Genomic DNA, 26,298 nt, shown 5'->3' on the forward strand with positions numbered 1-26,298 from the left:
TCTGACGGGCGCGACTCGGTAACATCCTCACTTGCCGATCCGCGCCCGCTCCCGCACAATCGCGGCACCTGCCTCACTCCCCCCGCGCCGATGTCCTATGCGTCACTCGTCACCGGCGTCCTGCTCGCCGGCGGTCTCGGTCAACGCTTCGACCCAAGCGGTCTGCAAAGCAAGCTGCTCGCGCTGCTTCCCGACGGCACGCCGGTCGCCGTCGCGGCCGCCCGTCATCTCGCGGCGGCCACGGCCGACGTGATCGCCGTCGTCCGTCCGGGCGCCGAAAAACTCGCGATTCTGCTGAACGAAGCCGGTTGCCAGGTCGTCTATGCGCCCGACGCGGCGCGCGGGATGGGCGCGAGCCTCGCGGCCGGCGTGCGCGCCACGCCCGAATCGACCGGCTGGCTCGTCGCGCTCGGCGACATGCCGTGGATCGCGGCATCGACCTACGAAGCCGTCGCGCGCGCGCTCGACGCCGACGATGCGTCGATCGTCGCGCCCGCGCATCGCGGCGTGCGCGGCCATCCGGTCGGCTTCGCCGCGCACCACTTCGATGCACTCGCCGCCCTCGACGGCGACACGGGCGCCCGTGCGCTATTCGCCAGCGCGCCGGTGAAACTGCTCGACGTCGACGATCCCGGCATCCTGCGCGACGTCGACACGCCGCAGGATCTGCGCTGAGCGCAATCGCGCGGATCACTCAACGCATTGCACGTTGCAGTACAAGATCCCATTCGATAATCGCCGATTCACGGATTTCGCCGGCGACCGACCACCCGCCGCAAGAATCCCGCTGCAAACGCTCGCCCGATTGCCTATAACGAAGACGAGGCGCGCCCTCCGCGCCGCCGCCGTCACGCACTGCGCGAGCCCTCCATGACCGATCACACGACCCCGACGCCCGAGCCACCAGCCGACCCGAACCGCGATCCGGAAGACGACCCGCTGTCGTCGCCGCCCGGACATCACCACGACAACCCGCAGCAACCGGACGGGCCGCCGAGCAAGGATCCGGTTTAGCGGCGCGTCGGCTGCCCTGCACATTCGCCCCTATTTCCCGTCATGCGCGGCAGGCGGCAGCCGGTCGCCCGTCACCGCATGACGTGACCTATCGCGCCGTATACCCGCCGTCGACCGGCAGCGACACGCCGCTGATCATCGACGCCGCCTCGCTCAGCAAAAACAGGATCGGCTCGACAACCTCGCCCGGCTCCGCAAATCGCCCGAGCGGAATCGCCGCCAGCATCGGCGCGCGCTTCTCCGGTTCGCTCCACGCGAATTGCGCCATCGGCGTGAGCGTGACGGTCGGGTTCACGCTGTTCACACGTATGCCGTGCGGCCCGAGTTCGATGCACAGCACGCGCGTGATCGCGTCCATCGCCGCCTTCGACGCGCAATAGCTCAGATGCGCGGGCAAGCCGACGAGCGCGGCCTGGCTCGATACGTTGACGATGCTGCCCCGCGCCTGCGCGGCGCCGCGTCCGTCGCGCGCGATCATCTTCCTTGCAACCGCCCGCGCCACGAGCGCCGCGCCGCGCGCATTGACGGCCATCACGCGGTCGAAATGCCCGGCGCTGACCTCGAGCGCCGGTTCGAGCGACGCGATTCCCGCGCAATTGACGAGGCCGTCGAACGCATCGTGCGCGGCGAGCGCGGCATCGATCGCGTGTTCGTCGCCGCCGACATCGATGCGCAACGTGTCGCACGCAGTCTCGCCGGCCAGTGCATCGAGCGCGGCCATGTCGCGCCCTGCCGCGACGACCTGCGCACCCGCCTGCGCCAGTGCGACCGCGCACGCGCGCCCGATGCCGCTCGACGCACCCGTGACGAGCACCCGCGAACCGCTGAAATCGGATCGTTTCTTCATGATTGCGCGTGCAGCCCGTGCATGATCGGTTTGAGCGCCGGATACAGCGCCGTATAGAGCGCGAAGCGCGCCGCATACGCTTGCGCGCGTTCCGCATCGGGTCGCGCACGCTCGACGAGCGTGACCCAACCGCCCTGCGCATCGTCGTGCGACACGAGCCCTGCCCCGACACCCGCGAGCAGCGCGGCCCCCATCGCGGCTTCGACATCCTGCTCGATCGTCCACACCGGGAAACCCGTCACGTCCGCGATGATCTGCATCCACAGCGCCGAATGTGCGGCACCGCCGACGACGATCAGCCGATCGTCCAGCGCCACCGCCCCGCGGCGGCCGGCCTCGATGTTGTGCCGCAACGCGAACGCAACGCCTTCGAGCACCGCGCGATAAAGGTGCGCTCGCGAATGCGCGAGACTCAGCCCGACGAATGCGCCGCTCGCCTTCGCATCCCACACCGGGCTGCGCTCGCCCATCAGGTACGGCAGGAACAGCACGCCGTCGGCACCGGCCGGCATGCGTTCGGCCGCCTCCTCGAGCAATACGTGCGGATCGCCGTGCGGCAGCACGCGTGCCGCGTCGATGTCGGCATGACAGAACTGGTCGCGAAACCACGCGACCGATGCGCCGGCCGTGATCGCACCGCCGAACACGTACAGGTCGCGCTGCCCGTTGAACACGTGCGGCATGCTGACGAGCCCGTGCCGCGCATCGACGTGCCGGTTCACGTAGCCCCAGCACATGCTGGTGCCGATCATCGCGACATGCTGCCCGGTGCGCGTCGCGCCGGCCGCGAAGGTCGCGACGGCCGCATCGACGCCGCCCGCGACGACAGGCGTGCCGGCCGGCAGCCCGAGCTGTCCGGTCCACTGCGACAGCAACCCGCCGACGATTTCCGTCGAATCGACGAGCCGCTCGGGCATCATCGTCGCCGGAATGCCGAGCATGTCGAGCGCGTCGTCGGACCATTCGCGGCGCGCGACGTCGTACACGCCGCCGATGTTGCCGGCCGAGCTGTGATCGACCGCGACTTCGCCGGTCAGCAGGTAGATCACGTACGCGTTCGGCGGCAGGAAATAGCGCACGTTCGCCCACACGTCCGGCCGCTGGTCGCGCAGCCACAGCATCTTCGTGAAGCCGTAGTAGCTGTCGACGCCGTTGCCCGTGATCATACGCAGCCGCTCGACGTTCACGTGCTCGCCGACCCAGTCGACTTGCGCGGTCGCGCGCCGGTCCATCCAGATCAGGCACGGATGGAGCGGCCGCATGTCGCTGTCGACCGGAATGCCCGAGCCGCCGTACAGGCTGCTCACGCACACCGCACGGATCGCATCGGCCGGCACGCCCTGCGCGCGCGCATCGCTCACGCAACCCGCGATGCATTCGAGCACCGCGTCGAACCACACTTGCGGCCACTGCTCGGCCCACAGCGGGCGCGGCGTATCGGGCTGGTAGCCGGCCGAGCGCCGCGCGACGATCGTGCCGTGCCGGTCGACCAGCAGCGCCTTGGTGCTCTGCGTACCGATGTCGACGCCTATGACGTATTCCATGATGTCTCCGGTGAGGCGCGCGCCGGCCGTCAACGGGCCGGCTTCAGCAGCACCTTGATCGATTCGGGCGATTTCGCGACGCGAATCGCGTCGTCCCAGTCCTCGAGTGCGAAACCGTGCGTGACGATGCCTTTCGACGTGACGAGCCCGCGCGCAAGCAGGTCGATCGCGACCGGATAACAGTATGGCCCGAGGTGCGCGCCGCGCACGTCGAGCTCCTTGCGATCGCCGATGATCGACCAGTCGACGGTCGCGTCCTCGCCGAACACGCTGAATTCCACGAAGCGGCCGAGCTTGCGGATCAGCTCGAGCCCCTGGTTCACGCCGACCGGCGCGCCGGTCGTTTCGATGTAGACGTCGCAGCCGTAGCCGTCGGTCAGCGCGCGGACGATCTCGCGCGCATCGTCGCGCTGCGGGTTGATCGTCACGTCGGCGCCGTACTCGCGCGCGAGTTCGAGCCGCTCGTCGAGCAGGTCGATCACGACGAGTTTCTTCGGCGTCTTCAGGTGCGCGACCTGCGTCATCATCAGCCCGAGCGGGCCAGCGCCCGCGATCACGACGACGTCGTCGAGCTGGACGTCGCCGCGGTTCACCGTATGGATCGCGCACGACAGCGGCTCGATGATCGCGGCATCTTCGAGCGACACGCCGAGCGGGATCTTGTGGACGAGCGCGGTCGGCGGAATGCGCATGTATTCGGCCATCCCGCCGTCGGCAACCTCGCGCTGGAAGCCGAAGATGTTGTGCACTTCGCACATCCAGTACTGCCCCGACTTGCAATAGCGGCACTTGCCGCACGGCACGATCTGCTCGGCGATCACGCGGTCGCCCAACGCCACGCCGAAATGCCCGGCCGCGCCGTCGCCGAGCGCTTCGACGTAGCCGAAGAATTCATGACCGGGAATCACGGGCGCCTTCACCCACGGGTTCGGGCCGCCCCAGAACATCTTCGCGCCCGTATAGCACTTGCAGTCGCTCGCGCAGATCCCGCACGCGGCGATGCGGATCACGAGTTCGTTCGCGCCGGGGCGCGGCTTCGCGACCTGTTCGACGCGATAGTCCTCGGGGCCGTGGCAGACGACCGCGGTCATCCGCGGCTGGGCTTCGGGTGTCGTCATGAGTTGTCTCTTTCGTTGATGATTCGGATATCTGATCGATCACGCGTTACCGCGATCGTTCTCGGCTGATGTAGATCGCGAGCAGGATGATTCCGCCCTTGATCACGTTCTGCACATACGGGTTCACGCCGATCATGTTCAGCCCGTTGTTGAGCACGCCGAGCAACAGCGCGCCGACCAGCGTGCCGAGGATCGCGCCGCGCCCGCCGGAGATCGACGTGCCGCCCATCACGACGGCCGCGATCGCATCGAGTTCGAAGCCCACGCCCGCGTTCGGCTGCCCGCTCATCAGCCGGCCCGTCAGCACGATCGCGGCGAGCGCCGACGTGAGCCCGGCCAGCGTGTAGACGATCACCTTCACGCGCGCGACGCGCACGCCGGTGAGCCGCGTCGCCTGCTCGTTGCCGCCGATCGCATACACGTAGCGGCCGAACGGCATGCGATCGAGCAGCAGCCACGCGATCGCGTAGACCACCAGCATGATCAGCACGGGCGCCTGGATGCCGAGCACCTTGCCGCTGCCGAAGAACGCGACCCAGTCGGGCAGCCCGTCGATCGGATAGCCGCCCGTGTAGATCAGCGCGAGCCCGCGCGCGATGCCCATCGTCGCGAGCGTGACGATGATCGGCGGCATCCCCGCGAACGCGACGAACACGCCGTTCAGGAAGCCGAACCCGAAGCCGACCGCAATGCCGATCGCGAGCGCGGCGACCGCGTTGACGCCCGCGATCATCAGCCCGGCCGCCAGCGTGCCGGACAGCGCCATCACCGAGCCGACCGACAGGTCGATCCCGCCCGTCAGGATCACGCAGGTCATGCCGACCGCGATGATCGCGTTGATCGACACCTGGCGCAGCACGTTCTCGAGGTTCGCGGCGGACAGGAAGCTCGGGCTCGCGATCATCATCGCGATGCACACGACGACGAGGCCGACGAGCGGGTAGAACAGCGTCGAGCGCCGCAACTGCGCCCACATCGCGCGGGGCGGCGGCGCATCGCCGTTTCCGGCGGCGGCCGCGAGCGTCGTGGAAGGCGTGGAAGAAGAATCAGGCAGGTTCATGGGTCGCTCCTCGCGTGCCGGCCGTGGCATGGGTCATGACCGTGTCGGGATCGATCTCGTGGCCTTCGAGCGTCGCCTCGATGCGGCCCTGCCGGAACACGGCGACGCGATCGCACATGCCGACGATTTCCGGCAGCTCGGACGAGATCATGATGATGGCGTAGCCGCGCGCGGTGAGTTCGCGCATCAGCCCGTAGATTTCGGCTTTCGCGCCGACGTCGATGCCGCGCGTCGGCTCGTCGAAGATCAGCACCGACGTGTGATGGTTCAGCCAGCGCGCGATCACGACCTTCTGCTGGTTGCCGCCGGACAGCGTCGCGACTTCGGTATGGATCGACGGCGCCTTCACGCCGACGCGCCGCATCACGTCGTGCGTCGCGCGCGCCTCGCCGCGTCGGTCGATCAGCCAGCGCATCGACCGGTACTTGCCGAGGTTGTTCAGCGAGATGTTGTCGCGGATCGAGAACGACGTGACGAGCCCCTCCGTCTTGCGGCTTTCCGGCAGGATGCCGATACCCGCGCGCAGCGCGTCGGCCGGATCGGCGAGCTTTGCCGCCGCGCCGCGCACGCGCACGTCCTTGCGGTGCGCACGCGTCGCGCCGATCACCGCGAGCGCCGTTTCCGTGCGGCCCGAGCCGACGAGCCCGGCGAAGCCGAGGATCTCGCCAGCGCGCAGCGCGAAGCGGTTCACCGGGCCGTCGCGCTCGATCTGCAGCGCATCGACTTCGAGCACGGCCGGCGCGTCGGCCGGCAGCGCGGGTTTCGGCGGAAAGCTGCTCTCGATCCGGCGGCCGACCATCATCCGCACGAGCTGTTCGACGTCCGTGCGCGCGACGTCGGTCGTCGCGACGTATTGGCCGTCGCGCAGCACCGTGATGCGATCGCACACCGCGAAGATCTCGTCGAGGTGATGCGAGATGAAGATCATCGCGACGCCTTGCCGCTTCAGCTCGCGCATGATCGCAAACAGGTGCTCGGCCTCGGCCGGCGTGAGCGTGGCGGTCGGTTCGTCGAGGATCAGGATGCGCGCGTCGAGCGACAGCGCCTTGCCGATCTCGACGAACTGCTGCTGCGCGACCGACAGCGCGCGGATCGGTGCATCGAGATCGATCGACACGCCGAGCCGCGCGAAGATGCCGGCCGCCGTGCGGCGCATCCGAGCCCGGTCGCGCGCCCCCCAGCGGTTGCGCAGCTCGCGGCCGAGGAACAGGTTGTCGACGGCGTCCAGGTGCGGGATCAGGCTGAACTCCTGGAACACGATGCCGACGCCCGCCGCGACCGCCTCGTGATAGTTCGCGAAATGGCATGCGGTGCCGTCGATTTCGATCGTGCCGGCATCCGGTTGATGGATGCCGCACAGGATCTTCATCAGCGTCGACTTGCCCGCGCCGTTCTCGCCGAGCAGCGCGTGGATCTCGCCGCGCGCGATCTCGAGATGAATGTCGGACAGCGCCTTCACGCCCGGAAAGCTTTTCGTGATGTGGCTGAGCCTGAGTATCGTTTCCATCGGCTTCTCCGTGCGAAGGGCGCCGGCCCCGCCGCCGCCCTTCGCGTCGCATCGCACGTCGTTCACCAGCTGAAGCCCTTCGCATTGCTGCGATCGACGACCTTCACGTCGACGGGAATCGCCTTCGGCACCGTCGCACCCCACTTGCGCGCGATCGCGATGCCGAGCGCGATGCGCACCTGGTCGGCCGGGAACTGCGCGGTCGTCTCGATGAACTTCGAGTTCGGCTTCTGGATCGCGGCGATCGCCTCGGGCGCGCCGTCGACGCTCGTCAGCTTGATGTCCTTGCCGGAACCCTCGATCGCGGCGAGCGCGCCCATCGAGCCGCCGTCGTTCACGCTGAAGATGCCCTTCAGGTTCGGATGCGCGGAGATCATGTTTTCGGTGACCGACAGCGCGGTCGCACGCTCCTGCTTGCCGTTCTGCGTGTCGACGAGCTTCACGTTCGGGAATTTCGCGAGCCCGGCCTTGCAGCCGCGCACGCGTTCGAGGATCGGTACGACCGGAATGCCGTCGAGGATCGCGACCTCGCCGCTGCCGCCGATCGCCTTCGCGAGGTATTCGCACGACATCACGCCCGCGTCGTAATTCTTCGAACCGACGAACGAATCGACCGGCCCGTTCGCGTTCGCATCGACGGCCACGACCACCGCGCCGGCCTTCTTCGCCTGCGTGATCGCCGACTGGATGCCGGTCGAATCGGTCGGGTTCACGAGCAGGATGTCGATCTTCTTCTGCAGCATGTCCTCGACGTCGCTCACCTGCTTGCTGACGTCGTGATGCGCGTCGGTCACGACGACCTGCGCGCCGATCGACGTGGCCGCATCGTTCAGCGCCTTCTGCATCGTCACGAAATACGGGTTGTTCAGCTCCTGGAACGTCATGCCGATCCGCAGTGGTGCGGCATGCGCGGCGGCGGGCAGCAAGGCCGCGACGGCGAGCGCGGCGAAGGCCGCCATGCGGGCGGTGCGGCGGGGGGATGAAGCGGGCGATGCTTGCGTCATGACGGTGTCTCCATTGTCGGCCGGCGTTTGCGCGTCAGCGCTTGCTCCGGCGCTATGCGAGCCGCGGTGTGCGGCTTTTTCGTGGTTGAACGAGCCCCTCGCGACGTGAGCGACGCGATCGGCTGGGTGAAACGGCGTGGAAAAGTCAGGCGGGCGACGGCCCGGCGATCATCCGGGCTGCGGCGCGAGTTCGGGCGCGCCGGGCGTCAGCACGCGCGGCGGCATCGGGTTTCCGGTGGGCGCCGCATGCAGCGCGAGTTCGCGGCTGCGTGCGTTCAGGCGCTGCAGCGCACGAAATTCGGACGGCGCCATCCCCTTCACCGCGCGGAACTGGCGGTTGAAGTTCGATACGTTGTTGAAGCCGGCCTGGAAGCAGATGTCGGTGATGTTCGCGTCGTCGGCGAGCAGCATCTGGCACGCGGATTCGATCCGCAGCCGGTTCACGTACTGGACGAACGGCATGCCCGTGTGGCGGTGGAACGCGCGCGAGAATGCGCTGACGCTCTGCCCGGTCAGTTGCGCGAGTTCGGACTCGCGCAGCTCGGATGCAAGGTTCTTGCCGATATAGGACAGCGCGTGGCTGAGGCGCGTGGGCGTGACATCGGCCTGGTCGTACGCGGGGCTCGCGAGCAGCGTGCGTTCGTCGGCGCCGCACAGCCGTTCGAGGATCGTCATGAACAGCGCGATGCGGCGCATGCCGCGCGCCGCCAGCAGTTCGTCGAACAGCGGCGCGATCGCGGCGCTCGTCGCTTCGTCGAAGCCGACGCCGCGCCGCGCGTCGTCGAGCAGCGCGTGCGCATCGCGGCATTCGGGAAACGCGTCCATGCAGCGGCGCACGAATGCCGGGTCGAACTGGATCACGAGGTTGCGGCGCTCGACGGTTTCGCCTTCGGCCATGTCGCTGACCCAGTTGTGCGGCAGGTTCGGGCCGAGCAGCACGAGATGGCCGGGGCCGAACGAGCCGACGTGATCGCCGACGAAATACTTGCCGCTGGTCGCGACGATCAGGTGCAGTTCGAATTCGGGATGGAAATGCCAGCGGATCGTGCGATACGGATAGCCGTGCGACCAGACCTTGAACGACTCGTCGCGTCGCACTTCGACCACTTCGAGATCGGGGTGCATCATGTTGGCGTCTCCATTCCCATGTATCGCTGGCCGGCCTGTTCGGCTGTACGCTCGTGCGCCGCGTGTTTCGCGTGTTTCGCGTGGCGACGCGACCGGTCGCATGGGAAGCAATGTAGGTCGATCGAGCGCGCGGCTCCACCAACTTTACGCCTGATTTTCGATACTTTTTTGCGCATTCCGGCCGCAAACGGCGCCGGATGGCAAATTTGTGCAGCGCGCAACGGCACCGGGCAACCGCCCGGCGGCCAGCCGCCGGGCCCGGGCGACGCGCCAATGCCTGCGATTACGCAGCCGCGTGCTCGCGTGCGGTGCGCACTTCGTACGCCTTCAGGTGGTTGTATGCGATCCGCAGCAGCGACAGCGCATCGGCCGCCAGCGGATCGCGGCGCGCGAGCAGGTCGCCGATCACGTGATCGGCTTCGACGCGTGCATGGTTCTCGACGTCGCGCAGCATCGACGCGGTCAGCGGCGACGGCGTCAGCACCATCCGCTGCATCCGCTCGATCGCCGCCGGATCGGGCCGGTGACCGTTGTGTTCGGCGATCGCGCTGCATTCGCCGAGCATCGTCTCGAGCAGGCGGCGGCCGTCCGGCGCGGCGAGAATGTCGCCGACCGAGCCGCGGAACAGCGACGTGCTCGCGGCGAGCGTCGCGAGGAACACCCACTTCTCCCACATCCGCGCGGCGATGTCGTCGCTGAGCGTCGCGTCGAAACCCGCGCCGCCGAACACGTCGGCCACCGCGCGCACGCGCGGCGATTCGCCGCCGGCAAGCTCGCCGAACGACAGCCCGGCCGTGTCGTTCAGGTGCACGATGCGCTGCTCGCGATCAAGCGTCGCCGCGATCACGCACAGCCCGCCGAGCACCTGCGCGGCGCCGAACCGGTCGCGCAGCACGTCGAGATGGCGCATCCCGTTGAGCATCGGCAGGATCAGCGTCTGCGGCCCGACGAACGGCGCGAACGAGAGAATCGCGTCGTCGAGGCTGTAAGCCTTGCAGCTCAGCAGCACGAGGTCGAACGGCGCAACCCCGGCGCCGGCATCGCCCGCGCGCACGGTCTGCACGTTCGCGAGCGTCAGGTCGCCGCGCGGGCTGCGGATCAGCAGCCCGTCGCGCGCCAGCGCGGCCGCGCGGCCGTTGCGCACCAGGAACGTCACGTCGCGCCCCGCCGCGGCCAGCCGGCCGCCGAAGTATCCGCCGACCGCGCCGGCCCCTACCACCAGAATTCGCATCGTTGCCTCCTTTCGGTTTCATTCGGCGCCGCGCCGCCGCCCACCCGGGCGCCCGGCGCGCGCAATCGCCCCGACAGTATAGCGACCCCGTTTATGCATATGCACAGATACCCTTATCGGCATCGAAGGCATTGGCGCCAGAGTCGGCGTCCGGTCGCTTCTTAGGGATTACCCGTCTACGGCAACACGTGTTGCACGCCGTCAAGACACTTATCCCGTCACGCCGTTCTGGCGAGCTTCCTTGACTGACCGACCACATACCATGCGCAACCTTTCCCTGAATCAGAAACTCGCCTCGATGATCGTCATCCTGTGGCTCGGCCTGCTCGTGATCGCCGGGCTCGGCGCGTGGCAGACGCGCGCATCGATGATCGAAGACCGCCGCGATCAGTTGGCCGCGCTGGTCGCGCAGGCCGCGAGCGTGACCGACCATTACTACAAGCTGTCGCAGCAAAATGCGATGCCGGAAGCCGACGCGAAGCAGAAGGCGCTCGAGGCGATCGCCGCGATGCGCCACGGCGCGGACGGCTATATCTCCGTCAACGACTCGAAGCCCGTGATCGTGATGCATCCGATCAAGGCCGAGCTCAACGGCAAGGACGTGTCGAATTTCACCGATCCGAACGGCAAGCACCTGTTCGTCGAAATCGTGAAGGCCGGCAACCTGGAAGGCGGCAAGGGCTTCGTCGAGTATCTGTGGCCGAAGCCGGGCGCCGACAAGCCGCAGGAGAAAACCAGCGCCGTGCAGCGCTTCGCGCCGTGGGACTGGTATCTGGTGACGGGCATGTACATGAACGACGTGCACTCGACCGTGCTCGCGAGCATCGGCCGCTGGCTCGCGATGACGGCCGTGCTCGGCGCGATCGCGACCGCCGTGATGGTGATGGTGCTGAAAAGCGTGCGCGCGAGCCTCGGCGGCGAACTCGAAGTCGCGCTCGACGCCGCGCAGCGCATCGCTCAGGGCGACCTGACCGCGCGCGTCGCCGTGAAGCACGACGATCGCGGCAGCCTGCTGCATGCGCTGCACACGATGCAGGGCGGGCTGATCGACATGGTGTCGCGCGTGCGGATGGGCACCGAGAACATCAACGTCGGCGCGAGCGAGATCGCGTCAGGCAACACCGACCTGTCGCAGCGCACCGAGGAACAGGCGGCCGCGCTCGTGCAGACCGCATCGAGCATGGACCAGATGACCGCGAACGTGAAGCAGAACGCGGACAGCGCCGCGCAGGCCGCATCGCTCGCCGGACAGGCCGCGCAGGTCGCGACGCGCGGCAGCGCGGTGGTCGACGACGTCGTGCGCACGATGAACGAGATCACCGGCCGCTCGCACAAGATCGGCGACATCATCGGCGTGATCGACGGGATCGCGTTCCAGACCAACATCCTCGCGCTGAACGCGGCCGTCGAAGCCGCGCGCGCGGGCGAACAGGGCCGCGGCTTCGCGGTGGTCGCGGCCGAGGTGCGCTCGCTCGCGCAACGCTCGGCGACGGCCGCCAAGGAGATCAAGTCGCTGATCGTGTCGTCGAACGAGACCGTCGAACACGGCGCGACGCTCGTCACGCACGCAGGCGAGACGATGGCCGAGCTGGTGCAGTCGGTGCGGCGCGTGAACGAGATCCTCGACGAGATCAGCCATGCGTCGCGCGAGCAAAGCGCCGGGATCGAGCAAGTCAATCGCGCGGTGGGCGAGATGGACCAGGTCACGCAGCAGAACGCGGCGCTCGTCGAACAGGCCGCGGCCGCCGCGCATTCGCTGCGCGATCAGGCCGAAGCGCTGCGCGACGCCGTCACGCGGTTCGCGTTGCCGGCCTGACGGCACACGCCCGGCGCGCGCTTGCTCAGGTCGCGCAGCCGGGCCGGTGTCGGGCCCTGCCACCGTGGGCATGGGCATCCCCTACGCGGACGATCCTCCCGCATAAGACCAATCCTCTGATTGAATCGCGCGGCGATCACACTCGCACGAAACTCGCCGCTCGTCTGCTTACCTCACCACGAATAGCCCTGCATGCCGTAGTTCGTGTCGTGGCGGCGTCCCCACCACGGCAGGTAAGCGTTGTTCCCGCCGCGCGCGCGGAACCAGTCCTTGTCCGGATCGATCGGGGTGAGTTTCGACGGTGGCATCACCACCACGGCGGCAGGGTGTTTCGGGTCCGTGGTGCCAGCAACCAATGCGTTACCGCCGTAGTGATTGATCCGGCCGATTGCCAGAGCAACGTCGGTCAATGCGCTACCGGTTCCCATGTCGCCGAGCAACGCCGCGGTATTGAACGTCTGCTTCGCATGGTCGTATTCCGGCAGGACTTCGGTCAGTGTCTGCGACAGCCCGACAAGTCGTGCCGATGCGACATCGCTACCGGCACCGGCATCGTGAACGATGTACTTGATATCGGTCGCAGCGATACCTGCGTTGCGCACTGCCTGATCGATGGTGGCTTTCCAGGCTTGCACCGTTCGCGTGGTACCCACCTTCGGCGAAAACTCGTCGGTGTTGCCGGCCACTGCCTTGCCGATCCATGCGAGCGGTTCGCGTTCGGTGTCGAAGGTCGGGCCGGCGAGGAACAGCACGACGAGGTTCTCGTTGATCTGCGCATCCGTGGGCGGGAAGCTTGGCGCATCCCAGTTCATTACCCACACGCTCTTGTCGGAGTTCGCCTGCAGGTAGTCCAGCGCCTTGTTCAGCGACGTGAAGCCGGCGTTTGCGCTGCCCTGCGTGACTTGTACATCGGGGGGAGTGTTGCGGCTCCATACCTTGGGAAAATATGGATTTCCGATCAGGAAGGTTTCCTTGATTTCTTTTGTCAAAATTGCTCGTGATTCAGCTATATCGAGTCGCGCAGGAATCGCCAATTCGACATGGATTCCAGCAAGTTCGTGCCATTCTTTTTGGCTATCTGGATTTACCGTGTAGAAGTACGATGGATTCATTGCGTAGCGGCTACGCATCAAATCCAGAAATGCCTCGATGTACTTGTGATAGAAGCCTTTAAACGTCTCTTTTCCGCGGTTTCCGTAGGCGACACCTGCGACTGATTGCAACGCCGTAAAGGATTGCGGATCAGTACGCACCATGTCGTCGTTCTTGTTCGGTGCGGCAAGTCCCTGCGTCCAGAGCGTCTGCCATTCCGTCGGGTAGTCCTTTCGTTGCAGTGGATTCAACCAAACCAAACCGACGACCTGCGCAACGAACGGTTTCGCGGGTTCTTCTGGCAGGACAGCGGCACTAGTATCGAGGCTAGTCCCTGACGCCGCTTGCACGGGGCGCATCATTGCCGTGGTTGTCAAAAATGCCATCAGCGCCAGCAGGCCGGGGGCAATCACCAATCGTTTCATCCAATCTCCTGTTTCGAGCAATGCCGGGTGCTGTTGGTCAAAATATGCCATCAGGACAACCATCATCAGGGCCGCCGTGATCCATACCACGACCGCTACAACAACGCGCCGAGGCCATGTAGCAATCAACGCCTTCATACGACACCCCCAGCCTTCAAAAAGAGCTGGCCTTCGCGCTCGTCAGCGATTGACGCAGGTATCTTGCCGTCGCTGCCTTTCGCATACACCCATTCATGCATCGGGATGTTATCGACAAGGCCGGAATTGAAGTACTTCGCGTACTTCCTGATCGGGCTGTCTTCCGCAACACCCGTTTCCATCCGCCAGTCTGCCTGAATGCGCAAGTCGTAAAGTTGATCTGGTGTCAGGTAACATGGGCCAATCGCCACATCATACGCAAGCGCCTTCTCTGCATGCTCCGGATTGGTCATGGTCGTTGAGTGGTTCGTCGGGTTATTGGCATGACCACGATCCATCCCGTCCGTGATTTGCTTGTCGCGCCATTCCTTATATCCTTCTGGCACAGCACTTTTCCCATCCTCACCGATCACGCGACCTGTCTTATCAACCCATTCTGGGTTCATCGTACGGCGTGCTTCCATGCGCATCAGCGCGCGATCCTCGTAGCGCTGTCCAGCTTCGCTTTCCACAGTGCCGCGGGCGTCGCCGTCCTTGCTCTTCGCCTTGTACTGGTCGTAGGGGTCATCTGCCTGCTTGTCCGTTTCGGTCTTGCTTGCGTCGCGCCATGCGGACGGCGGGTCGTTGCCTTCGTTGAAGTCGCTTACCGCGTCACCATCCTTCGTTTCGACCGGCATGCCGAATCGCAGTGCTTTCGGCAGAAACGTTTCGTCCAGGGCAGGGGCATCCGCAACGACCGTCCATCCCTTCGGCGGGTCTTCGTTCACACGAAACAGCTTCATTGCGGAAGTTGCCGCGGTCGCCGCATACATGATCGGCGCGGTAATTAATGTCCCCATCATCCCGAAGATCGATTCGTTTCCTTTGAGCGCACCGATCAGACCGAATCTGGCCGGCGGCGACGGCGGATACCAGAAGCCCGGCGTCGTCCCTTTCTTGTCATGCCGCCAGTCGTCTTCCCAATATCGATACGCCTTCTGTACACCGACCGGGAAGCCGGACGCGAACACGCGCTGAGTCAGGACGCCGGATATGCCAATGTCGTCAAGTTCATGCTTGCCGATCCCGCGCCAGCCGATACCCTGTACGGTCAGGGCCGAGATCACCTGGTCGTGCGGGCAGCAATACGCTGTGACGCGTCCAAACGTCGAACCATTCAGTCCGTGACGCGCACGGTCATCCTGTGCGGCATAGGACTTGTTGCTTGTCGGCGATACCCGGTTGTTCGCCATGTCTTCATCGACCTTATCGGGCGATGGTTCGAATTCCGCACGCGCACCGATGATCGACAGAAACCTTCCAAATGTCTGCGTGCGCGCCGCGTAGGTTTGCCGGCCGCGATTGCCCTTGGCGTCCTTCGTATCACGTTGCGACCACGTATCCATCCCAGTGGAGGACTTTTGTGGACCTTTTCCAGCCGCGAAACTATATGGCGCATTCGCCAGCACATACGCGTCCGCAACGCATCGCCCGTTACGCCCCCACGGGTCTTCAACTTCCTCCAACGCGTCGCCGAAGAATGCCCCTGTCAGACCGACGATGTTGCCTTGGCTGTGGCAAACAACCGTGATCGGTACGTTGGCTTGCATCCTGCGGATCGATTCGATCAGTTTGGCGAGGCGCAAGGCCGCAAGCACACCATAAGCACGTGGCGGTGCGCGATACAGTGGCCGGTTGGTTGGATTGATCGCCTGCACGGTCGTCCAGCCGAAAGCCCGATCGTCGAGGCCGCCGTGCCAAAGGTCAGGCAGGCTTGAACAGCCATTGGTGAACGGCCCGCCGCCCCAATAGTCCTTCTCGTTGAGAAAAATCTTGTCACCGTACTCCTTGAGTTCTTCGAGCGTAGCTCGATAGCCCCACCGAAAATGGATAACGGGCGAGAACGACGGGTCGGGCTTGATATAGGTTCCCGCCCAGAGCTTCGGATTCAGAAACCCGTCGGGCGTCACGCTCTCGGTGTACTTCGCGGGCATCAACTGTCCCGCATCGACACCTAGATATTTCATCTGATCGTCCAGGCGCCCGAGCCGACGATTCAGGCCGTCACACAGTCCTTCTTCGGACGCTTCGAACCATTCGCCTTCAGAGTTGACCCCGTGGACGAAGATGACGACACCGGGCAACGGTAGTTGCTTGACGCAGATAAGCCGCTTGTCTTTGTCGAACAACATCGGCCCTTCGGTTCGGCCGACGACGATAAACGGCGGTTCGGAATGCGATGCAGCCGTGTCGGGTGCATCGGTCGTCGTGGCGAATTCGCCGGCGCGCGCGTCCGCCACCGGCCGAGGATCGAGAAACGATTCGGTCATGGTCTTCATACGTTCTTCTTGATGAACTGCACTGCGAGCCTTTCGAGCTGATCGGCGCGGCCCGCCGGCAGTTCGCCGGCCGTGTCGGTCGTCAGACACACCGATACAGGCAGTCCGACAAACGGCCGGCAAACACTTTATTTTTCCGGATTCGGATTTGTCCGAATCCGGCTCTCAGTGGAATCAAACGACGCTACTCGGAATCGGGCATAAGCATATCAATCCCGTTAAATCAAAAAGCAGTCCTTTATTTCGAGATACATGACATTTGCGGAATATTTGCGGATGAGCAAGATTGGTCGTATCGATCGATCCGAGGATGGACGAATTGATTTCCGCTCGGCTAACGCGTTCATTGGCGCAGCTCGATCTCTATCAGAAACGCGTGCGCCGCCGGACTGAAAGCGCCCGCACGGCGCGGGCGCTCAGGCCGCACCCGTGCCGAGCCCCAGCCCCGCCGCCCGCTGGATCAGCTCGACGTCGTTGCTCGCGCCGAGCTTCTTCATCGCGCTGATCTTCTGCGCGCTCACCGTCTGCTTGCCCTTGCTCAGGCGCTGCGCGATCGTCTTGATCGGCACGCCAGCCAGATACAGGCGAATCACCTCGATCTCGCGCGCCGACAGCTTCACGGGCGCCTCGCCGCGCTCACCGATCGCATCGACCGCGCGCCTGACGCACGGCGACAGATAGCGCCCGCCGCTGTAGCTCGAATGGATCGCCGTGACGATATGGCCGACTTCGTCGAACTTGCTGACGATGCTCACGCCGCCGATCGCGAGGATCGACCGGAAGATCAACGGATTCTCGTTCCCGACCAGCACGACGATCCCCGCGTTCGGGCGCGTGCGCCGCAGCCAGTCGAACAGCGCGAGGCCGTCCATCTGCTCGTTGCCGCGGATCGAATAGTCGACCAGCACGATGTCGCAGTCGACGCCGCCGAGCGACGCGACCAGCTCGGCCGCGCTCCGGTAGACCGCGACGAGTTCGATTGCGCAGGCGCTGCCGGCGATCTGCTCGATGCCGGCCAGCGTCAACGGCCAGTCGTATGCGAAGACGATGCGAACATTGAATTTCCTCATGCGCAGTTCCAGGTGGTTCACCGGCCGCGCGGCGCGGAACGCGCGCGGCCGGTTTGGCGTTGAAAGGACGTTCGGGATATTTTTAGCCCGAACGTCGATTCTATGAAGCCGCGCGCGGGCCGGATATCGGACGGCATCGGGATCGGCCGTCGGGGACGTAATACGAGTTTGATATTTGCGCCGGTTCGGGCGCCCGGCATCGGCCGGACGGCTGGTTTCGCGCGGCGCTCGGGCCATGCGGCCGGCCAGCAGGTAAAATTGCGTCCTTTGCATGCCACTCCGGGCACCCGGCGGCAGGCGACGCGCCGATGACGGCTGCGCGCCGCCGCCCTCTTGCCGGCCACCCATGCGCCAGCTGCCCGTACTCCGGCAGCCCGTACACCCCGCTTTCCCCATGACCGAATCCGACCTGCAATCCGACGACACCTCCATCCACGAAGACGGCCTCTGGCGCGACAACGGCTGGACCGCCCGCATCATCAAGAACGAGGACGACGACGGCTGGGCCGTCGAGATGATCAAGGACGGCGAGTCCGAACCCGCGCTCGTCGGGCCGTGGACCATGGGCCGCGACAAGAAGAACCCGAAGCCGATGGACGCGAATGCGTTCCGCACGCTCGTGAAGACCGCGACCGAGGTGCTGATGCGGCACGAGCAGCAGCGGCGCGCGATGCTGCACAAGGAAGTGACGATCCAGGACGAAGCCGGGCAGGATGTGTCGGTGACGCTCGACATCGTGCCGGACGAGTTCGAGCCGTACGCTCAGCTCAAGGCGTTCGATCCGTACGGCGAGCTGCTGGCCGACGCGAAGGTATCGGCCGGATTCAAGCTCAGCAAGGCCAGCGCCGAGCGCTGGGTCGCATCGGGCTTCGAGCGGCCGGCCTGACCGGGCGGCGGCGCCCGATCAGGTGCCGGCGCCCTGCCGCGCACGCTGCAGCCGGCGCGCCGCCAGCTTGCGCCGCACGAATTCCTCGAACTGCTGCGTCGCGACCTCCGGATCGCGCGCGGCCAGCCCGAGCGCGTTGCGCACGAGCTGGATCGGCGTCAGCACGATGCCCCACGGCAGCCCCCACCAGCCGAGCGTGGCCGATGCCAGCAGCGCGACCGCCTGCTTCTTGCGGCCGCAGCGGCGGCAGCACACATGGCGCCGCGTCGCCCAGCGCGTGACGAACACCAGCGATACGACGCGATGCGACGCGTGGACGTCGACCGGATGCCCTTCGCGCAGGCAGATCGGGCACGGCCCGTACCGCCAGTCGTCGACATACTGCCGGACCTTCGCGTCGGGCACCCGTTCGGCCTCGACGACGATCGGATGCGCGTGCGCGCACGCCGGACTGCAATAGCGGCGGCCGTCGATCGACTGCCCGCCGACCAGGAACGTCCTGCCGCAGTGACTGCACTCTGCCACGATAACCCCGGATAAGCGTGATACGTCGCGTGCCGGCCGCGCACGCATCGAAGCGCCGGCGGTCCGGACGGGCCATTTCATGCTTTAACGGCCGCCGTCGCACGGTCTTGAGCTCACGAGCGCAATCGCGTGCAATCGCGCGTCAGCCGTTTAGCCCGTGCGCGGTCATCAGGCGGTACAGCGTCGCGCGCGAAATGCCCAGTTCCGCCGCGACGTCTCCATGCTGGTGACGATGACGCATCAGCGTTTCCTCGATCGCGTGCCGCTCGGCCTGCCGGCGCGCTTCGGCGAGCGTCGTCGGCTGCCGCGACGTGTACGCGTGCAGTTCGAGATCGGCGGCCGAGATCATCGGGCCGTTCGTCATCACGACCGCGAACCGGATCCGGTTGATCAGCTCGCGCACGTTGCCGGGCCACGGATAGTTGTGGATCGCCTCGACCGCGCACGGCATGAAGCCGCGGATCCGGTGCGAACTGTCGCCGCGATAGCGCCGCAGCATGTAATCGGCGAGCATCATGATGTCGCGGCCGCGCACGCGCAGCGGCGGCTCGTCGATACGCAGCACGCACAGGCGGTAGTACAGGTCGGCGCGGAATCGCCCCTTCTGCATCGCGGCCTCGAGATCGACGTGGGTCGCCGACACGATCCGCAGATCCACCGGAATCGACGCGTGCCCGCCGAGCCGTTCGATCTTGCCTTCCTGCAGGAACCGCAGCAGGCTCGCCTGGCTCTCGAACGGCATGTCGCCGATTTCGTCGAGAAACAGCGTGCCGCCATGCGCGGCCTCGATGCGGCCGATCTTGCGCTGGTGCGCGCCCGTGAACGCGCCGCGCTCGTGGCCGAACAGTTCGGCCTGCAGCAGCGTCGACGGGATGGCCGCGCAGTTCACGGCGACGAACGGCGCATCGGCGCGCGCCGACTGCTGGTGGATCGCCGCCGCCGTCAGTTCCTTGCCGGTGCCGGATTCCCCGGCGATGAACACGGTGGCGTCCGTGTTCGCGACCTTGCGGATCGTCGCGAACAGCCGGCGCATCGCGTCGCACGAACCGATCATCGTGCCGCCCGCCGGCAGCGCATCCGCGACCGGGTCGCCGTCCGAGAGCTTCAGCATCCCGTACGCATGGCCGACGAGATAGCCGATCGTCGTGTAGGCCGTCGCATTGCGTACGTAGTCGAAACAGCAGTGGCGAATCAGGCGTGCGATGGAGAAGTCGCGCAGCCGCTCGCCGTCGGCGAGCGCGACCCAGCCGACGCGCGGGTCGCGCAGCAGCGCCTCGAACGACGCGACGTCGGGCGACTCGAAGCTGCCGAAATCGACGATGCCCGCATGCGGGCGGTTCACCTTGACGAGATTCAGTGCGTCCGCAACGGTTTTCGCGCGCCACACTTCCCAGCCGCGCAACGCGAGACAGTCGACGAGCGCGGCATCGTGCTGCTGCGACAGGTAGACGAGCGGCCGCGACGGCACGACATGGTTGCGTCGGATGGCGAGGAACGGCATCGTGCCGGCCTCCCGTTCGACATCCTGCGGGTCTGATACCCTGATCTGGCAGCAATAGTTCACGATGGCCTCGCCGCTTAGGGTTGTATATCGGAACGGCCGTTGCCGAATCGCGTGTGACGGGATCTCGTAGTCCCGCGGTGCGGTGCCGGCCTGTCCCCGGATTGACGTTTCGTCATCGGCAGAAAACGACGCGCTGCGTGTAGATCTGCGGCTCGATGACCGGCTTCGCCGACCGGTCGAGATCGTCGCGATAGGCGCGGTAGGTCTTGCCGTTCACCGTCACGTCCGTCGCGCGGGCCGTCTCGACCTTGTCGAGCCCGTTGCGCCGCCACTCGTTCACCCGGTTCGCCGCCGACATGCTCGACTCGCCGGCGATCTTCTGCGTGATCGCGCTGCCGTCGCTCCACGGCTGCGTCTGCATGTCCTCGGCATGCTGCATCGCGACGACCGTCTTGCCCGTCGACGTCGGCCCGTTCTTCGCTTCGAACGGCGCGCCGCGGCCGTACGCCGGCGATTGCCACGATGGCGCGTGGCCTTGCTCCGGCATCATGTAAATCATCTGCGGGTCGCCGATCATCATCATCGGTGCGCATGCCGTGTTGTCGGAGCGACCGAGCGTCGTCAGCGCCTGCTGGACGCTCACGGCGTTCGCGGCAGTCTGCTCGTTCAGGATCACAAAGACCGCGGGATTCTGGAAAACCGACTGCGCAGCGGCTTGCATGCCGACCAGCAGCAAAGCGACCAAAAAGATCCTCATGATTGAGGCCTCCTTGCATCCTCGTCAGGCAAAAAGAGGTGTTGACCTCGGGGATGGCACCAACACCCGTCAAACCGGGAACGACCGTCGCGCAACGGGTCCGAGCGGCAGCCGTGCGACCGGCGTTCGGTCGGACGGCTGCCCGGCCCGCATGCTTACGACGACGTGCTCGTCGAGATGCCAGCCGGCGTCGGCACGACCGGTGCAGCCGGTACGGCCTGCTGGTCGACCGACGCCGGCGGCAACGCCTGCGCCGGATCGGTCAACGTGGTCATGTTGGCGGACGGCGCAGGTGCTGCCGCGGATTCGGCCGCGTCCGGCACCTTGGCGTCGGCTGCCGGCATGTCGGCCGCAGGCGCGGCAGCACCAGGCTGCGCGGCTTCCGGTGCGGGCGCTTCGGCGGCGGCGGCTTGCAGCGCCGGCTCGGCGGCCTTCGCAGCGGCTGCGGGTGCCGCGACGACGGCAGCAGCCGGCGCGGCAGCGGCCTGCGCTGCGTTGTCGGTCGCGGTCAGCATCGGCTCCGGCGCGTTGTCGGCGACAGTTGGTGCGGGCTCGGGGGACTTGTCGGCAACGGCCGGTGCAGGCTCGGGGGCCTTGTCGGCAACGGCCGGTGCGGGCTCGGGGGCCTTGTCGGCAACGGCCGGTGCGGGCTCGGATGCCTTGTCGGCAACGGCCGGTGCGGGCTCGGGTGCCTTGTCGGCAACGGCCGGTGCAGGCTCGGCGGCCTTGTCGGCAACGGCCGGTGCGGCGATGACGGCTGCAGCCGGCACGGCTGCCATCGCGGCTGCCGGTACAACCGCGGCTGCGGGTGCGGGTGCGGGTGCGGCTGCGACAGCCGGTGCAGCAGCAACCGCAGGTACGGCTGCGACAGCCGGCGCTGCAACTGCGGGTGCGGCTGCGACTACTTCCGGCACCGCAACTGCCGGCACCGCAGCAACCGGCGCGATAGCCGGGACGGGCACGGGCACCGGGATGGGCGCCGCCCGCACCGCGGTCGTCGCCACCGGGCGGGTCTGCGCCGGCGCCGGCGCGGCTGCGTCGAGCGGCGGCAAGCCCATGCGGTTGCGCACGATCGGATCGTGATACTTCACGTCGTCGGCGACGGTCGCTTCGGCGCTGGGCGCGACATTCGAACGCGCGAGCGGCGCGGTCGTGCCCGGGCACAGGTGCCCGGTCGCTTCCACCGCACGCCGGTTCGCGTCGCTCTGGCAGAGCAGCGCGAGCGCCACGTCGGTCAGGCCCATCGCGCGGAATTCACGCGCATCGAGACGACGGACGCAGGCCTGGTCGACCAGCGTCGTGCCGCCCGTCGCGCCGAACCCCGGGAACGACACGCCGACGCTCACCGATCCCATGCAGGTGTCGGACAGCGTGGTCGTGAGGCCGGGCGCCTGGATGGCCGGGTTCGTCTTGATCGTCTGCGTACCCGAGTAGTTGACGTTTTCCGACGTCTGGGTGTTGAACGGGTTGGTACCGGGCGAGCCGGGCGACTGGAGAGCGCTCACGCTCTGCGGCGTCACGTTCGAGCCGCCGCTCGTGCTGGCGGGCATCGTCACGTTCACATTCACGCTCGAATTGCCGCTGCCGCGAACGCCGCTGCTGCTGGTGGCATTGCCGCCGCGCGAGCTCGTGATGTTCGTGTTCATGCTCGAGCCGCCGCCCTGGCTGATGGCCGTCGACGACGTCGAGGACTGTGCGCTCGAAGTCGAGTCTGCGGTTTGTGCCTGGGCACCGATCGCGGACATCGCGAACATTGCCGCGCATGCCACCTTGATCTTGTTGCTGTTCATTTCACTCTCCGGACGAGGTTTGACCTCCCACCCAGGCAACCGTACTAATTCCCCTGAATGACTTCAGTTTTTGCTGCTTCCCCGAACTGCTTCCAGCCGCTGCCCAGCTGGGACCACGAGCCGGCCGACATGCCCTGCCACTGCTGGGTGTCCGGTCCGACGATGGCACTGCCCGACGAAAGCGTTTGTTGTTCTGACGGTTTGATTGTCTGGTCAGGGCTGTTTGACGTCTGCATATTCGATTGCACACCATCGGCGGCACGGTCATCGCCATACGCCGTCAGAGACGCGAGCATCAGAGCGGCGGCAATCAGTTTCCGCTTCATGCCAACTCCTTACGTGACAACAATGCGGGACAAGAGACCAGCGTCGCTGGGAAACTGGTCCCCCCACACCTGACTAATGACTGCTTCCGGTCGCGCTGGAACTGCCCTGGCTTCCGCCCGATGCGGACGGCGAACCGGCCGGACCGGTACTCCAAACGGTCGACGAGTTGTAGTGATTCGAACCCGCGAGCGCGCCTGAACCGCCACTGCCCGTGAGCCCGGCGGCACCCGCGTTGGCAAAGCCCTGGTCGTTCCCGCCCGTGGCCGTGTAGTGGTTCGCGCCGAGTACGATCGTGGCGGTCACCCCTCCCGACAGCGCATTCGCGTTCTCGTTCGTACTGCCGTTTCCGCCGAACGAGCCTGCGGCACCGATACCGCCGCCTGCCGCGAATGCGCCCCCGTTCGTGCCCGAACCGCTGGCCGTCGAGGTCGAGTTGTGAAAGGCGGATGCCGTGCCGACGGAACCGGCGGGTGTCACGGTACTTCCTGCATTCGCGCCCGCCGTCGAAGTCGAATTGCTGGTATAGCTGCCGGAGCCGACCAGCACCGAACCGGAAACGCCTGCTGCAACGGATTGCGTCTGGTTGGTCGTGGACGAACCGGCTGCCAATGCAGCCGACGATATGACGGTGAGCGCTGTCGCTAATATGACGTTGGCTTTCATAGCAATCCCTTGCTGTGAGGAAGTTCGGCGGTGGCGGAGCCGGGCCTGCCCCTGTCGAGCGGAACCCGGCGTCCGCACCGCCAGCCAATGACGAACGCTACGCGCGGCGGCTTAGTGGTGGAACGTCCAACCGATCGAGCCGGCATTCGCACCGCTGCTGCCGCCAGCCTGTGCGCCGCCGAAGCCGAAGCCGCCGACCGACGACGTTTGCGTGTGGTCCGTGTACGAGATCGAGCCGCTGCTGCCGTGGCCTGCCATTGCGCCGGCTGCGCCGAGCGCTGCGCCGGAATCGGTTGCGGCGAAAGTGCCGAACCCGACAACACCCGCCATCGTCTGGCCGCCGCTCGTCGAATTGCTGCCCGACACCGTGCCGCTAGCTGCGAACGCTGCACCCGAAACCGCCAGAACTGCTGCTGCAATCAGAAGCTTCTTCATGGTCGACTCCAAAACGGCGTGGATGGAATGAGCAAGGAAGATCGCACGCCATCAATCTTCCAGCCTCAAGCAATCCTTAAAAATAAGGATTACTATAAAATCAAGAAATTATTGCTGACCGCGAGTTTGATATTTTTTGTACTTTTTTTTGACAGCCTAAGTCTGGTTTTATGTTTATAAGTTGTCCAAAATTTATGATCAGGTGTTTTCTATTATTTTTATGAACATTTAACATTTCACGAAAACACTATAATTAGATCAACCGGAATGACACGCACATCTTTCCGGCCCGCGATTTTCGATACCCCGCCGCAAACGAATGCCGGCACTGGCATCCGTTTCCGGAATCGAAAATTCGAGAATACATTTACCACTACAAAATGCAGCCCCGTTAAAAATGCGCTCTTTAACCGAGCGATAACGAGCCCGCATGGCAGCCTGATGGCAAGTCTGCTCCCTGAGCTAGCGACGAATGGTTTCCGGATAATCCGGCCGGCGGGCGTTCGATCTAATCCGGCCGGCGCCGGTACTGGCCCGGCGCGATCGATACTGCGCTGCACGGTCGAAGACGAATCGGCATCACGCTGTCCGGCACGAACAGGCTGATCCATCCGGGTGAACTGAATGAAGGCGAGCACCGCTGTCGCCTGGTGGCCGCGCGGAGCGACAACCGCCCCAGCGCGCGAAGCGCGGGAAACCGGCAAGGAACGACCCGCGACGCTGGCACTGCGTCGCAAGCACTACCCCGATGTTTCCGACTACCCCTATGGTGCGCAAAGAACGCGCGGATCAAGCCACTGCTTATGGTCTTCATCGCCGTTTCCCCGACTGGCTTATTGACGAACTGGCCGCCCCCACATCGTTGTTGCATCGTGTCGACCGCTCGCCGGTGCGTCCAGTGTCGCAAGCGGCATGCCACGCGTTATTCCGCCGTTCATTGCGCGCGCCGAACGGCCGCCGCGCCGGCACGAATCGCCGGAAACGTCATTTTTTGTTTCAGGAATGTATCGCGGCAACGGTCGGGCACACGCGCCGATCATTGAGCGTCGCGAAGCAATCGCGCGATTTGACGGATGAATCCGGCCCGTGGACCCTCGCCGAATGGCCAGATGAACGGGTGTTTCAAACTTGAGAAGTGAACCGCCGCGCGTGGACGGCGGCACCCGTCTTTCCGCTGACGAACCACCCGTCGCGGCGTGTGCAGGCGCACTCCAATGCTCTGACGAACAGGACTCGAAGCGTGCGGCGCCCCCTTCTGCCAGCACGGTTCGGCAGCCTCCGATGCGTCGGCGACACGCATTCGTTACGACCGACGAAACGAATTTGATTCATCCGTGAAAATACCGACACGATCGCACGACGGCGACGTTGTCATTGCAAATGTTACCTGCGCAATAATTAAAACGAATGAAAACGTGCAATCTTGACCGAAACATGCGCATCAGTTTTTCATTTTCATTCGACTCCCTTTTCATACCTGGAGCCACCATACGGGCGATAAACCGGAGAAACGTTTTCAAGCATTTATCCCCCTGATTCTCACCATTGAAACATGCCGATTCAGCACCGATTCTTCGTCAAGAATTCCACAAAACCCTGATTTACAGCGAGTTTCGTCGTATCGAATCGCATCGAACCGGCCATCGTCCGGGGTATTTTCCTGTCCCCACGATTCACGCGTGAAACAAAAGCGCGCATATTGCACTGCAATTGCGCGCCCCCGCCCGCGCACAACGGGACTGCGTCGTGCATGGCATGTCGATTGCCTGATGTCCGGCTCTCATCGAGCGGCACGCCAAGGCACACGGATCAACGGCGGCGGCCCGCTCGTCAATCAGCGTGTCGGGAAAAAGGCGATGAAGATCACCACCGATCGATCGACGCTCGCGTCGTTCAAGCATCAACGGGGTTGTCGGCGAAACCGGAGCGCCTGTCGCGGCGCTTCGTCGACATCGGCGCATGCGGACCGGCGCTTGCCGAAACGATTCCCGTGCAGCGGAATGGAACGTGCGCGCGCCGCCGTCGAGCAAATCGACGCGGGATTCCTGGCTATGCTCGACGAAGGGGAAAGCCATGAATGACGGGGGCGCGATCGACAC

Annotated in this window: 25 protein-coding genes; 7 read left to right on the top strand and 18 right to left on the bottom strand. The window is 65.5% G+C overall.

The features are described from left to right. Window positions 1-90 precede the first annotated feature (90 nt). Window positions 91-675: a nucleotidyltransferase family protein gene (locus LXM88_RS25630; protein ID WP_262545356.1), complete on the top strand. Its 585-nt coding sequence runs from the start codon at window positions 91-93 to the stop codon at window positions 673-675. A gap of 195 nt (window positions 676-870) precedes the next feature. After that, window positions 871-1,014, top strand: a complete 144-nt coding sequence (locus tag LXM88_RS25635; protein ID WP_165948077.1) for a hypothetical protein — start codon at window positions 871-873, stop codon at window positions 1,012-1,014. Window positions 1,015-1,102: 88 nt separating this feature from the next. On the opposite strand, the gene LXM88_RS25640 is transcribed toward LXM88_RS25635, so the two are convergent. The 8 genes from LXM88_RS25640 to panE form a co-directional block, all read right to left on the bottom strand. Further along, window positions 1,103-1,861, bottom strand: a complete 759-nt coding sequence (locus LXM88_RS25640; RefSeq protein ID WP_262545358.1) for an SDR family oxidoreductase — start codon at window positions 1,859-1,861, stop codon at window positions 1,103-1,105. Further along, window positions 1,858-3,405: an FGGY-family carbohydrate kinase gene (locus LXM88_RS25645; protein WP_262545359.1), complete on the bottom strand. Its 1,548-nt coding sequence runs from the start codon at window positions 3,403-3,405 to the stop codon at window positions 1,858-1,860. The genes LXM88_RS25640 and LXM88_RS25645 overlap by 4 nt, the downstream gene beginning before the upstream one ends. A gap of 29 nt (window positions 3,406-3,434) precedes the next feature. Next, entirely contained in the window at window positions 3,435-4,523 is a 1,089-nt protein-coding gene (locus LXM88_RS25650) for an alcohol dehydrogenase catalytic domain-containing protein (protein WP_262545360.1), read from the bottom strand. A gap of 46 nt (window positions 4,524-4,569) precedes the next feature. Then, window positions 4,570-5,583: an ABC transporter permease gene (locus tag LXM88_RS25655; RefSeq protein WP_262545361.1), complete on the bottom strand. Its 1,014-nt coding sequence runs from the start codon at window positions 5,581-5,583 to the stop codon at window positions 4,570-4,572. Then, the gene (locus LXM88_RS25660) at window positions 5,570-7,090 is read right to left on the bottom strand and encodes a sugar ABC transporter ATP-binding protein (RefSeq protein WP_262545362.1); all 1,521 of its coding nucleotides are present in this window, start codon (window positions 7,088-7,090) and stop codon (window positions 5,570-5,572) included. Before LXM88_RS25660 ends, LXM88_RS25655 begins: the two co-directional genes overlap by 14 nt. 62 nt (window positions 7,091-7,152) lie before the next feature. Then, on the bottom strand, window positions 7,153-8,094 hold the full coding sequence (locus LXM88_RS25665) for a substrate-binding domain-containing protein (protein ID WP_262545363.1): 942 nt from the start codon (window positions 8,092-8,094) through the stop codon (window positions 7,153-7,155). A gap of 168 nt (window positions 8,095-8,262) precedes the next feature. After that, on the bottom strand, window positions 8,263-9,222 hold the full coding sequence (locus tag LXM88_RS25670; RefSeq protein ID WP_262545364.1) for an AraC family transcriptional regulator: 960 nt from the start codon (window positions 9,220-9,222) through the stop codon (window positions 8,263-8,265). Window positions 9,223-9,505: 283 nt separating this feature from the next. Continuing rightward, window positions 9,506-10,453, bottom strand: coding sequence for a 2-dehydropantoate 2-reductase (gene panE / locus LXM88_RS25675; protein WP_262545365.1), 948 nt, complete (start codon window positions 10,451-10,453; stop codon window positions 9,506-9,508). Window positions 10,454-10,715: 262 nt separating this feature from the next. Between panE and LXM88_RS25680 the strand changes: the two genes are divergently transcribed. Continuing rightward, window positions 10,716-12,269 carry a methyl-accepting chemotaxis protein gene (locus LXM88_RS25680; RefSeq protein WP_262545366.1) on the top strand — a complete coding sequence of 518 codons (1,554 nt, stop codon included), beginning with the start codon at window positions 10,716-10,718 and terminating at the stop codon, window positions 12,267-12,269. Between the two features lie 173 nt (window positions 12,270-12,442). On the opposite strand, the gene LXM88_RS25685 is transcribed toward LXM88_RS25680, so the two are convergent. The 3 genes from LXM88_RS25685 to LXM88_RS25695 all read right to left on the bottom strand — a co-directional run bounded on the left by LXM88_RS25685 (window position 12,443) and on the right by LXM88_RS25695 (window position 17,312). Continuing rightward, window positions 12,443-13,924 (bottom strand): virulence factor, encoded by a 1,482-nt coding sequence (locus LXM88_RS25685; protein WP_262545367.1) that lies wholly within the window; start codon window positions 13,922-13,924, stop codon window positions 12,443-12,445. Then, complete coding sequence (locus LXM88_RS25690) at window positions 13,921-16,095, bottom strand: T6SS effector phospholipase Tle3 domain-containing protein (protein WP_441301341.1); 2,175 nt, start codon at window positions 16,093-16,095, stop codon at window positions 13,921-13,923. Before LXM88_RS25690 ends, LXM88_RS25685 begins: the two co-directional genes overlap by 4 nt. 563 nt (window positions 16,096-16,658) lie before the next feature. Further along, window positions 16,659-17,312 (bottom strand): response regulator transcription factor, encoded by a 654-nt coding sequence (locus LXM88_RS25695; RefSeq protein WP_262545368.1) that lies wholly within the window; start codon window positions 17,310-17,312, stop codon window positions 16,659-16,661. A 394-nt stretch (window positions 17,313-17,706) separates the two neighbouring features. Here LXM88_RS25695 and LXM88_RS25700 point away from each other — a divergent pair, with 394 nt between their 5' ends. Next, the gene (locus LXM88_RS25700; RefSeq protein WP_096473838.1) at window positions 17,707-18,198 is read left to right on the top strand and encodes a hypothetical protein; all 492 of its coding nucleotides are present in this window, start codon (window positions 17,707-17,709) and stop codon (window positions 18,196-18,198) included. An 18-nt stretch (window positions 18,199-18,216) separates the two neighbouring features. Here LXM88_RS25700 and LXM88_RS25705 read toward each other — a convergent pair whose 3' ends face one another. The 4 genes from LXM88_RS25705 to LXM88_RS25720 all read right to left on the bottom strand — a co-directional run bounded on the left by LXM88_RS25705 (window position 18,217) and on the right by LXM88_RS25720 (window position 22,534). Then, window positions 18,217-18,723, bottom strand: a complete 507-nt coding sequence (locus LXM88_RS25705) for a hypothetical protein (protein WP_047902799.1) — start codon at window positions 18,721-18,723, stop codon at window positions 18,217-18,219. A gap of 142 nt (window positions 18,724-18,865) precedes the next feature. Then, the gene (locus tag LXM88_RS25710; RefSeq protein WP_262545369.1) at window positions 18,866-20,287 is read right to left on the bottom strand and encodes a sigma-54 dependent transcriptional regulator; all 1,422 of its coding nucleotides are present in this window, start codon (window positions 20,285-20,287) and stop codon (window positions 18,866-18,868) included. Window positions 20,288-20,399: 112 nt separating this feature from the next. Beyond that, the gene (locus tag LXM88_RS25715) at window positions 20,400-20,984 is read right to left on the bottom strand and encodes a hypothetical protein (RefSeq protein ID WP_262545370.1); all 585 of its coding nucleotides are present in this window, start codon (window positions 20,982-20,984) and stop codon (window positions 20,400-20,402) included. A gap of 155 nt (window positions 20,985-21,139) precedes the next feature. Then, window positions 21,140-22,534, bottom strand: a complete 1,395-nt coding sequence (locus tag LXM88_RS25720; protein WP_262546926.1) for a chemotaxis protein CheA — start codon at window positions 22,532-22,534, stop codon at window positions 21,140-21,142. On the opposite strand from LXM88_RS25720, the gene LXM88_RS25725 reads away from it, so the two are divergent. After that, a complete protein-coding gene (locus tag LXM88_RS25725) occupies window positions 22,521-22,835 on the top strand; it encodes a hypothetical protein (protein WP_262545371.1) in 315 nt (104 codons plus the stop codon). The two genes, LXM88_RS25720 and LXM88_RS25725, sit on opposite strands and share 14 nt — an antisense overlap. Here LXM88_RS25725 and LXM88_RS25730 read toward each other — a convergent pair. From LXM88_RS25730 to LXM88_RS25740, 3 genes are all read right to left on the bottom strand, one after another. Further along, entirely contained in the window at window positions 22,819-23,100 is a 282-nt protein-coding gene (locus LXM88_RS25730; RefSeq protein WP_262545372.1) for a hypothetical protein, read from the bottom strand. The genes LXM88_RS25725 and LXM88_RS25730 overlap by 17 nt on opposite strands. 73 nt (window positions 23,101-23,173) lie before the next feature. Next, window positions 23,174-23,764: a hypothetical protein gene (locus tag LXM88_RS25735; protein ID WP_262545373.1), complete on the bottom strand. Its 591-nt coding sequence runs from the start codon at window positions 23,762-23,764 to the stop codon at window positions 23,174-23,176. Between the two features lie 111 nt (window positions 23,765-23,875). Then, entirely contained in the window at window positions 23,876-24,199 is a 324-nt protein-coding gene (locus LXM88_RS25740) for a hypothetical protein (protein WP_262545374.1), read from the bottom strand. A gap of 766 nt (window positions 24,200-24,965) precedes the next feature. On the opposite strand from LXM88_RS25740, the gene LXM88_RS25745 reads away from it, so the two are divergent. Both LXM88_RS25745 and LXM88_RS25750 read left to right on the top strand, forming a co-directional pair. Next, complete coding sequence (locus LXM88_RS25745; protein WP_262545375.1) at window positions 24,966-25,331, top strand: hypothetical protein; 366 nt, start codon at window positions 24,966-24,968, stop codon at window positions 25,329-25,331. 637 nt (window positions 25,332-25,968) lie between these two features. Beyond that, window positions 25,969-26,280, top strand: coding sequence for a hypothetical protein (locus LXM88_RS25750; RefSeq protein ID WP_262545376.1), 312 nt, complete (start codon window positions 25,969-25,971; stop codon window positions 26,278-26,280). Window positions 26,281-26,298 lie beyond the last annotated feature (18 nt).

Source organism: Burkholderia sp. S-53 (genome assembly GCF_025560745.1).
Lineage (GTDB): Bacteria > Pseudomonadota > Gammaproteobacteria > Burkholderiales > Burkholderiaceae > Burkholderia > Burkholderia pyrrocinia.

Bases quoted from the DNA above. Each gene is read 5' to 3' on its own strand.
- LXM88_RS25630 (WP_262545356.1), top strand. From the start codon at position 91: ATGTCCTATGCGTCACTCGTCACCGGCGTCCTGCTCGCCGGCGGTCTC.
- LXM88_RS25635 (WP_165948077.1), top strand. From the start codon at position 871: ATGACCGATCACACGACCCCGACGCCCGAGCCACCAGCCGACCCGAAC.
- LXM88_RS25640 (WP_262545358.1), bottom strand. From the start codon at position 1,861: ATGAAGAAACGATCCGATTTCAGCGGTTCGCGGGTGCTCGTCACGGGT.
- LXM88_RS25645 (WP_262545359.1), bottom strand. From the start codon at position 3,405: ATGGAATACGTCATAGGCGTCGACATCGGTACGCAGAGCACCAAGGCG.
- LXM88_RS25650 (WP_262545360.1), bottom strand. From the start codon at position 4,523: ATGACGACACCCGAAGCCCAGCCGCGGATGACCGCGGTCGTCTGCCAC.
- LXM88_RS25655 (WP_262545361.1), bottom strand. From the start codon at position 5,583: ATGAACCTGCCTGATTCTTCTTCCACGCCTTCCACGACGCTCGCGGCC.
- LXM88_RS25660 (WP_262545362.1), bottom strand. From the start codon at position 7,090: ATGGAAACGATACTCAGGCTCAGCCACATCACGAAAAGCTTTCCGGGC.
- LXM88_RS25665 (WP_262545363.1), bottom strand. From the start codon at position 8,094: ATGACGCAAGCATCGCCCGCTTCATCCCCCCGCCGCACCGCCCGCATG.
- LXM88_RS25670 (WP_262545364.1), bottom strand. From the start codon at position 9,222: ATGATGCACCCCGATCTCGAAGTGGTCGAAGTGCGACGCGACGAGTCG.
- panE (WP_262545365.1), bottom strand. From the start codon at position 10,453: ATGCGAATTCTGGTGGTAGGGGCCGGCGCGGTCGGCGGATACTTCGGC.
- LXM88_RS25680 (WP_262545366.1), top strand. From the start codon at position 10,716: ATGCGCAACCTTTCCCTGAATCAGAAACTCGCCTCGATGATCGTCATC.
- LXM88_RS25685 (WP_262545367.1), bottom strand. From the start codon at position 13,924: ATGAAGGCGTTGATTGCTACATGGCCTCGGCGCGTTGTTGTAGCGGTC.
- LXM88_RS25690 (WP_441301341.1), bottom strand. From the start codon at position 16,095: ATGTTGTTCGACAAAGACAAGCGGCTTATCTGCGTCAAGCAACTACCG.
- LXM88_RS25695 (WP_262545368.1), bottom strand. From the start codon at position 17,312: ATGAGGAAATTCAATGTTCGCATCGTCTTCGCATACGACTGGCCGTTG.
- LXM88_RS25700 (WP_096473838.1), top strand. From the start codon at position 17,707: ATGACCGAATCCGACCTGCAATCCGACGACACCTCCATCCACGAAGAC.
- LXM88_RS25715 (WP_262545370.1), bottom strand. From the start codon at position 20,984: ATGAGGATCTTTTTGGTCGCTTTGCTGCTGGTCGGCATGCAAGCCGCT.
- LXM88_RS25720 (WP_262546926.1), bottom strand. From the start codon at position 22,534: ATGCCCGCCAGCACGAGCGGCGGCTCGAACGTGACGCCGCAGAGCGTG.
- LXM88_RS25730 (WP_262545372.1), bottom strand. From the start codon at position 23,100: ATGAAGCGGAAACTGATTGCCGCCGCTCTGATGCTCGCGTCTCTGACG.
- LXM88_RS25735 (WP_262545373.1), bottom strand. From the start codon at position 23,764: ATGAAAGCCAACGTCATATTAGCGACAGCGCTCACCGTCATATCGTCG.
- LXM88_RS25740 (WP_262545374.1), bottom strand. From the start codon at position 24,199: ATGAAGAAGCTTCTGATTGCAGCAGCAGTTCTGGCGGTTTCGGGTGCA.
- LXM88_RS25745 (WP_262545375.1), top strand. From the start codon at position 24,966: ATGGTGCGCAAAGAACGCGCGGATCAAGCCACTGCTTATGGTCTTCAT.
- LXM88_RS25750 (WP_262545376.1), top strand. From the start codon at position 25,969: ATGTCCGGCTCTCATCGAGCGGCACGCCAAGGCACACGGATCAACGGC.